We start from the raw sequence: 8,327 nt of genomic DNA on the forward strand, positions 1-8,327 counted from the left end.
CCGTACCGGAGCCGGAGGGAAGCGTCCGGGCACCGTCCGCCTGCCGCTGCGCGCCGTCGCCACCCCGAGAGGTGCCCGGCACCGCGCCCGCTCCCTCACCGAGCCCGTCACGGTGTCCTCTCCTGGCCGACCCACCCCTCACGGTGCCGACCACGAGGAAGGGCCGTATGCCGACCCGGCCCTCCCCGTTCGTCACCCCACCCCGAGCAGCCCCCGGCGCGGGCAGGCGGACCCGGCCAGACGGTCAACTCACCGGCAGGCTCTACGGGGTAGCCCCACGGTCGGCCTGGCCCACCGGCCGTCCCGGCCACCAATCAGGCGGCCACGCAGCCGGACGGCCGACACAACCGGACGCGCAGCCGACCGCAGGCCCACCGGCAGAGCCACAGGCAGACCGACCCACCGTCAGACCGACCCACCGTCAGACCGACCTGCTGACCGGGCCCACCGACCGGATCGACCGGCCGACAGGCCGGTCCACTACGGCCAGCCTCCGGCTGCCGCCGACGGCCTCCACGGCTCCACCGCCGGCCCAACTCAGCCCGACCGCCTTACTTCCCCTCCGGCGACCGAGGCGGGCTGACAGTCGTCCGTGGTGGCCGTCGCTGGGACGACGTACGGATGATCAGTTCGGTCGGTATCACCTGCTCGATCGGCAGATCCGAATCGACCCCCTCGATGGCGTCGATGAGGAGCTGCACCACCGCCGTACCGATGCGGCGCGGCTTCAGGGAGAGCGTGGTGACCGGCGGCTCGGTGTTGGCGTACACCGTGGACTCGCTGCAGCACACCAGCAGCAGATCCTCCGGCACCCGCATCCCGTAGCGGCGGGCGGCGGCCAGCAGATCCGTGCCGTTGGGGTCGAACAGGCCGTAGACCGCGTCGGGCCGGTCGGGCCGGGCGAGCAGTCGGTCGGCGGCGACGGCACCCGCGCACGGATCGTGCGCCGGGTAGGACTCGTACACCGGATCCTGGCCCACCCGCTCGCACCAACGCAGGTATGCGGTGGTCGAGAGGTGTGTGTATGTGTCCGTACTGGTGCCCGTGAGCAGGCCGATCCGGCGGGCGCCGGCGTCGGCCAGGTGGTCGAGGATGCCGAGGACGGCGGCCTCGTGGTCGTTGTCGACCCAGGCGGTCACCGGGAGCGAGCCGGCCGGGCGGCCGTCGGAGACGACCGGTAAACCCTGCCGGACGAGCTCGCTGACCACCGGGTCCTGGTCGGACGGGTCGATGACGACCGTGCCGTCCAGGGCGACGTTCGACCACACGTCGTGGCGCGAGGTCGCCGGGAGGATCACGAGGGCGTAGCCGCGGGCGAGTGCGGCCGAGGTGGCGGCGCGCGCCATCTCGGCGAAGTACGCGAATTCGGTGAAGGTGAAAGGTTCATCCCCGTACGTCGTGACGGTCAGGCCGATGAGGCCCGATTTCCCGGTACGGAGCGTGCGAGCTGCCGCGGAGGGCCGATAGCCCAGCCGGTCGGCCACTTCGCGGACATGGCGTCGGGTGGCGTCCGGGAGCCGGCCCTTGCCGTTGAGGGCGTCGGAGACGGTCGTGATGGAGACTCCGGCCGCGGCGGCCACGTCTCTGATTCCCGCCCGGCCCGGCCGGCTTCCTCGACGAGAGGTTTCCGCGCGGCTCACCTGGTGCTTCCCTGCTGCTGTCATGGCGAGCCGATAGTAGGGCTCATGCGGTGGGGTAGTGCGGACGCATATGCACGCGTTGACAGGCACGTTTCTGCAAGGTCGGAAAGGGTCAAAAGCCTTAGAAACAAAGTCAGTTAAGCGCTTCGATGGCATTACGTGACTTGTCGGCGCGCATGGGCCTGCCAAGTCCCCGATGTTTCGAAGAGGTCTCAACTCACCTGCACGAGGGATGCGCGCCACGGCGTGAGCTACCGGCGCATAGATATATGTACAGCGCGCCCCCGGTTCGTGCGCCTTCGTACGATGATGCCCCTGATGTGGATGTGACGGGTGAGGTCGGTCCCGGCCGGCCCCCGGCGCTGCTCACGCGGGCACAATCTGTACGCGGCGGCGCAGAATCCTCATAAGGTGAGGAGTATTGAAATCCGGTAGTGGTCACAAGGAGGACTGCGGTGAGCGAGAAGAGCCCCAGGCTGCGCGCCGAGCTGGAGGGTGTCCCCGCCTACAAGCCGGGGCGCGCCGCTGCCGCAGCCGACGGTCCGGTGGCCTACAAGCTGTCCTCCAACGAGAACCCGTACCCGCCGCTGCCGGGCGTCATGGAGAGCGTGACGGCGGCTGCCGCGTCGCTCAACCGGTACCCGGACCTGGCCTGCACCGAGCTGGTGAACGAGCTGGCGGACCGGTTCGGCGTCCCTGTCTCGCACCTGGCCACCGGCACCGGATCGGTCGGCGTGGCCCAGCAGTTGGTCCAGGCGACCAGCGGCCCCGGCGACGAGGTCATGTACGCCTGGCGGTCCTTCGAGGCGTACCCGATCATCACGCGGGTCAGTGGTGCCACTCCGGTGCAGGTTCCGCTGACCCCGGGCGATGTGCACGACCTGGACGCGATGGCGGACGCCGTCACCGACCGGACCCGGCTGATCTTCGTCTGCAACCCCAACAACCCGACGGGCACGGTCGTACGGCGGGCAGAGCTGGAGCGCTTCCTGGACCGGGTGCCTGGCGACGTGCTGGTCGTCCTGGATGAGGCCTACCGCGAGTTCATCCGGGACATGGAGGTGCCGGACGGAGTCCAGCTCTACCGTGACCGGCCGAACGTCTGCGTCCTGCGGACCTTCTCCAAGGCGTACGGTCTCGCCGGGCTGCGGGTCGGTTTCGCGATCGCGCACGAGCCGGTGGCGGCGGCACTGCGCAAGACGGCGGTGGCCTTCGGGGTGAGCCAGCTCGCACAGGACGCGGCGGTCGCCTCGCTGCGTGCCGAGGACGAACTGCTGGGCCGGGTCGGCTCGTTGGTGGGCGAGCGCACCCGCGTGGTCGATACGCTGCGGGCCCAGGGCTGGACGGTGCCGGAGACTCAGGCCAACTTCGTGTGGCTGCGGCTGGGGGAGCGCACGGTCGACTTCGCGGCGGCGTGCGACCGGGCGGGCGTGGTGGTCCGGCCGTTCGCGGGCGAGGGTGTGCGGATCACGATCGGGGAGACCGAGGCCAACGACATCTTCCTGAGGGCGGCGGCGGAGTTCCGCAAGGAGTTCTAGCGGTCGCCGGCGAGATCGTTCGTAACGAGTGACGTCAGGGGGGTTGCCATATGGGGACCCCCCTTCGTAATGGGCCTTCGAACGGGACCCCCCTTCCGCTGTCGAAAATCCGTACGTCATAATAGCTTGTGAATGTGAACGCGTTCACAAGCGTGTCCCGGTTCGTCCCATGATGCGTGTGACAAAAGGGGCAAACTGCCGCTGTACCACGGCGACGTAAGGAGACTGACGACGTGGAATTGGCTCTGGCGCCGGAGACACTGGCGCGATGGCAGTTCGGCATCACCACCGTCTACCACTTCCTGTTCGTCCCGCTGACGATCTCGCTCGCCGCTCTCACGGCCGGGCTGCAGACCGCGTGGGTGCGCACGGAGAAGGAGAAGTACCTCAGGGCCACCAAGTTCTGGGGCAAGCTCTTCCTGATCAACATCGCCATGGGTGTCGTCACGGGCATCGTGCAGGAGTTCCAGTTCGGGATGAACTGGTCCGCCTACTCACGGTTCGTCGGTGACATCTTCGGTGCCCCGCTCGCCTTCGAGGCACTGATCGCGTTCTTCTTCGAGTCCACCTTCATCGGGCTGTGGATCTTCGGCTGGGACAAGCTGCCCAAGAGGATCCACCTGGCCTGCATCTGGATGGTCTCGATCGGCACGATCCTGTCGGCGTACTTCATCCTCGCGGCCAACTCGTGGATGCAGCACCCCGTCGGCTACAAGATCAACAAAGCCAAGGGTCGTGCCGAACTCACCGACTTCTGGCACGTGTTGACCCAGAACACCGCGCTCGCACAGGCCTTCCACACGCTCTCCGCGTCGTTCCTGACCGGCGGCGCGTTCATGGTCGGCATCGCCGCCTTCCACCTGTTCCGCAAGAAGCACATCGCCGTGATGAAGAGCTCGCTGCGGCTGGGCCTGATCACCGTCGCCATCGCCGGCCTGCTCACCGCCGTCAGCGGTGACACCCTCGGCAAGGTCATGTTCAAGCAGCAGCCCATGAAGATGGCCGCCGCCGAGGCGCTGTGGGACGGCCAGGACTCCGCGCCGTTCTCGATCTTCGCCTACGGCGACGTCAGCAAGGGCCACAACTCCGTCGAGCTGTCCATCCCCGGGATACTGTCGTTCCTCGCCGACGACGACTTCAGCTCGTACGTCCCCGGCATCAACGACACCAACAAGGCCGAGCAGGCCAAGTACGGCCCCGGCGACTACCGGCCCATCATCCCCGTCACCTTCTGGGCGTTCCGCTGGATGATCGGCTTCGGCATGGCGTCCTTCGCCATCGGCGTGGCCGGACTCTGGCTGACCCGCAAGAAGTTCATGCTGCCCCAGCATCTGCGGGTCGGTGAGGACGAAGTGCCGAACGTGGTCCTCTTCAAGAAGAAGGCCCTCGGCCCGAAACTCACCAAGCTCTACTGGCTGGTGTTGATCTGGACCCTCGGCTTCCCCCTGATCGCCAACTCCTGGGGCTGGATCTTCACCGAGATGGGCCGCCAGCCCTGGGTCGTCTACGGCCTCTTCCAGACCCGTGACGCCGTCTCCCCCAGCGTCTCCCAGGGCGAGGTCCTCACCTCGATGATCGTCTTCACCTCGCTCTACGCGATCCTCGCCGTCATCGAGGTCAAGCTGCTCGCGAAGTACGTCAAAGCCGGCCCGCCCGAACTCACCGAGGCCGACCTCAACCCGCCCACGAAGATCGGCGGCGACTCCCAGGACGCCGACAAGCCGATGGCCTTCTCCTACTAGGCCGAGGGAGCTGCACAGTCATGGAACTGCACGACGTCTGGTTCGTCCTCATCGCCGTCCTGTGGACCGGCTACTTCTTTCTGGAGGGCTTCGACTTCGGGGTCGGCATCCTCACCAAGCTGCTCGCCCGGAACCGCACCGAGAAGCGGGTCCTGATCAACACGATCGGCCCGGTCTGGGACGGCAACGAGGTCTGGCTGCTCACGGCAGGCGGCGCGACCTTCGCCGCCTTCCCCGAGTGGTACGCCACCCTCTTCTCCGGCTTCTACCTCGCCCTGCTGATCATCCTGGTCTGCCTGATCGTCCGGGGCGTCGCCTTCGAGTACCGGGCGAAGCGGCCCGAGGAGAACTGGCAGCGCAACTGGGAGACGGCGATCTTCTGGACCTCGCTGCTCCCCGCGTTCCTGTGGGGTGTGGCCTTCGGCAACATCGTGCGGGGCGTGAAGATCGACAAGAACTTCGAGTACGCCGGCAACTTCTGGGACCTTCTGAACCCGTACGCCATCCTCGGCGGCCTGGTCACCCTGACCCTCTTCACCTTCCACGGCGCGGTGTTCACGGCACTCAAGACCGTCGGGGACATCCGGGTGCGGGCACGGAAGCTGGCGCTTCAAGTCGGTCTCGTCACCGCCCTGTTGGCGCTGGCCTTCCTGATCTGGACCCAGGTCGACAGCGGAGACGGCAAGAGTCTGGTCGCGTTGATCGTGGCCGTCGTCGCCCTGGTCGCGGCGCTGGGTGCGATCCAAGTCGGGCGTGAAGGCTGGTCGTTCGCGTTCTCCGGGGTCACCATCGTGGCGGCCGTCGCGATGCTCTTCCTGTCGCTCTTTCCGAACGTCATGCCGTCCTCGCTCAACCCGGACTGGAGCCTCACGGTCACCAACGCCTCGTCGAGCCCGTACACCCTGCGAATCATGACCTGGTGTGCGGGGATCGCCACCCCGATCGTCCTGCTCTACCAGGGCTGGACGTACTGGGTGTTCCGCAAGCGGATCGGTACGCAGCACATCGCCGAGGCAGCGCACTGAGTCCGAATTGGGGCATGTTTCACGTGAAACATGCCCCGTTGGGACCTCCTGAGAAGAGGGTGTGTTTCACGTGAAACCAATCGACCCACGACTGCTCCGATACGCCCGCGCCACCCGGCTGTTCATGGTGGCGGTCGTCGGCCTGGGTGCCGTCGGTGCGGCGCTGGTCATCGCTCAGGCGATGCTCATCGCCGAGGTCGTGGTCGGCGCCTTCCAGCACGGGAAGTCCGTCAGTGAACTCGGCACTCCCCTAGTGCTGTTGGTGGCCGTCGCGGGTGGCCGTGGCCTGGTCTCCTGGCTCACCGAACTCGCCGCCCACCGCGCCAGCGCCTCCGTGAAGTCGGAGCTACGGCGACGGCTGCTGGAGCGCTCCGTGGAGTTGGGCCCGGGATGGCTGAGCGGGCAGCGGACCGGGTCGCTGGTCGCCCTCGCCACGCGCGGTGTCGACGCCCTCGACGACTACTTCTCGCGCTATCTCCCGCAGTTGGGGCTCGCGGTGGTCGTCCCGGTGGCGGTGCTGGCGCGGATCGTCACCGAGGACTGGGTGTCGGCGGCGATCATCGTCGGCACCCTGCCGCTCATCCCGCTCTTCATGGTGATGATCGGCTGGGCCACGCAGTCCCGGATGGACCGTCAGTGGCAGTTGCTGTCCCGGCTCTCCGGGCACTTCCTGGACGTGGTCGCGGGGCTGCCCACCCTGAAGGTGTTCGGGCGGGCCAAGGCGCAGGCCGAGTCGATCCGGCGCATCACCGGTGAGTACCGGCAGGCGACCATGCGGACGCTGCGGATCGCCTTCGTCTCCTCCTTCGCGCTGGAACTCCTCGCCACGCTCTCCGTGGCCCTGGTCGCCGTGACGATCGGCATGCGACTCGTGCACGGCGACATGGACCTCTACATCGGTCTTGTCGTCCTCGTCCTGGCACCGGAGGCGTATCTGCCGCTGCGCCAGGTGGGCGCGCAGTACCACGCGGCGGCGGAGGGCCTCGCGGCGGCCGAGGAGATCTTCTCGGTACTGGAGACACCGGTACCGACTACGGGAACCACCGAAGTGCCCTCCGACGCTCTCGCCTTCGAAGGCGTGACGGTCCGGTATCCCGGGCGGTCCGCGGACGCCGTGTCGGACGTGTCCTTCGCGGTGGAACCCGGCGAGACGGTCGCCCTCGTCGGCCCGAGCGGCTCGGGCAAGTCCACCTTGCTGAACGCCCTGTTGGGGTTCGTGCGGCCCGCCGAGGGCCGGGTGCGGGCCGGGGGAGTCGATCTCGCCGACGCCGACCTGGAGCGGTGGCGGTCACGGATCGCCTGGGTGCCGCAACGGCCTCAGCTGTACGCCGGGACGATCGCCGAGAACGTACGGCTCGCCCGGCCCCACGCCGACGACAAGGCCGTACGGCGGGCGTTGGCCGACGCCGGCGCCCTGGAGTTCGTGGACGAGCTGCCCGAGGGCATCGGCAGCGTGCTCGGCGAGGACGGAGCCGGACTGTCCGCCGGGCAGCGGCAGCGGCTCGCGCTGGCCCGGGCCTTCCTCGCCGACCGGCCCGTCCTGCTCCTCGACGAGCCGACGGCCGCGCTGGACGGGGCGACCGAGGCCGAAGTGGTCGAGGCGGTACGGCGGTTGGCGGTCGGGCGGACGGTACTGCTCGTGGTGCACCGGCCGGCCCTGCTGGCGGTGGCCGACCGGGTGGTGCGAGTGACGGAGGGCGAGACCGCGGTTCGCGTCGAGACCGCTCCGGCGCTCGCCGAGGCCCACCCGGTCTCGCCGGAGACGACGGTGAGTTCCATGGCCCCCGACGAGCCCGAGACGCGGCTCGCGGAGCACGCGGGTGGTGTTCTCGCCCGGGTCCGTGCCATGTCCGGCGCCCGGCGCGGACGCCTCGCTCTGGCGCTGCTGCTCGGAAGTCTCGCTCTCGGCAGTGCTGTTGGGCTCATGGCCACCTCGGGGTGGCTGATCTCGCGGGCCTCGCAGCAGCCGCCCGTGCTGTACCTGATGGTGGCGGTGACGGCGACCCGGGCCTTCGGGATCGGGCGGGCCGTGTTCCGGTACGCGGAGCGGCTCGTGTCGCACGATGCGGTGCTGCGGATGCTGGCCGACACCAGGGTCGCCGTCTACCGGCGCCTTGAACGGCTGGCGCCCGCAGGGCTGCGCGACACCCGCCGGGGCGATCTGCTGTCCCGGCTCGTCGCCGACGTGGACGCGTTGCAGGACTACTGGCTGCGCTGGCTGCTGCCCGCCGGGGTCGCGGCCACCGTCTCCGCCGCGACGGTCGGCTTCACGGCCTGGCTGCTGCCCGAGGCCGGTGCCGTGCTCGCGGTGGGTCTCCTCGCGGCCGGCGTCGGTGTCCCCCTCGTCACCGGTGCCGTCGCCCGTCGTGCCGAACGGCGGCT

General features: G+C 68.8%; 5 protein-coding genes. 4 read left to right on the forward strand and 1 reads right to left on the reverse strand.

Features of this window, described 5'->3' with window-relative positions:
* Positions 1 to 551 precede the first annotated feature (551 nt).
* Positions 552 to 1,664, reverse strand: coding sequence for a LacI family DNA-binding transcriptional regulator (locus tag R6V09_RS39905; protein ID WP_317886382.1), 1,113 nt, complete (start codon positions 1,662 to 1,664; stop codon positions 552 to 554).
* 431 nt (positions 1,665 to 2,095) lie between these two features.
* Here R6V09_RS39905 and hisC point away from each other — a divergent pair, with 431 nt between their 5' ends.
* From hisC to cydD, 4 genes are all read left to right on the forward strand, one after another.
* Entirely contained in the window at positions 2,096 to 3,178 is a 1,083-nt protein-coding gene (gene hisC, locus R6V09_RS39910; protein ID WP_317886383.1) for a histidinol-phosphate transaminase, read from the forward strand.
* A gap of 233 nt (positions 3,179 to 3,411) precedes the next feature.
* Positions 3,412 to 4,920: a cytochrome ubiquinol oxidase subunit I gene (locus tag R6V09_RS39915; RefSeq protein WP_317886384.1), complete on the forward strand. Its 1,509-nt coding sequence runs from the start codon at positions 3,412 to 3,414 to the stop codon at positions 4,918 to 4,920.
* Between the two features lie 20 nt (positions 4,921 to 4,940).
* Complete coding sequence (cydB, locus tag R6V09_RS39920; RefSeq protein WP_317886385.1) at positions 4,941 to 5,945, forward strand: cytochrome d ubiquinol oxidase subunit II; 1,005 nt, start codon at positions 4,941 to 4,943, stop codon at positions 5,943 to 5,945.
* A 70-nt stretch (positions 5,946 to 6,015) separates the two neighbouring features.
* Positions 6,016 to 8,327 (forward strand): thiol reductant ABC exporter subunit CydD (gene cydD / locus R6V09_RS39925; RefSeq protein WP_317886386.1); only part of this gene is annotated, 2,312 nt, incomplete at its 3' end.

This window comes from Streptomyces sp. W16, from assembly GCF_033194735.1.
Lineage (GTDB): Bacteria > Actinomycetota > Actinomycetes > Streptomycetales > Streptomycetaceae > Streptomyces.

Bases quoted from the DNA above. Each gene is read 5' to 3' on its own strand.
- R6V09_RS39905 (WP_317886382.1), bottom strand. From the start codon at position 1,664: ATGACAGCAGCAGGGAAGCACCAGGTGAGCCGCGCGGAAACCTCTCGT.
- cydB (WP_317886385.1), top strand. From the start codon at position 4,941: ATGGAACTGCACGACGTCTGGTTCGTCCTCATCGCCGTCCTGTGGACC.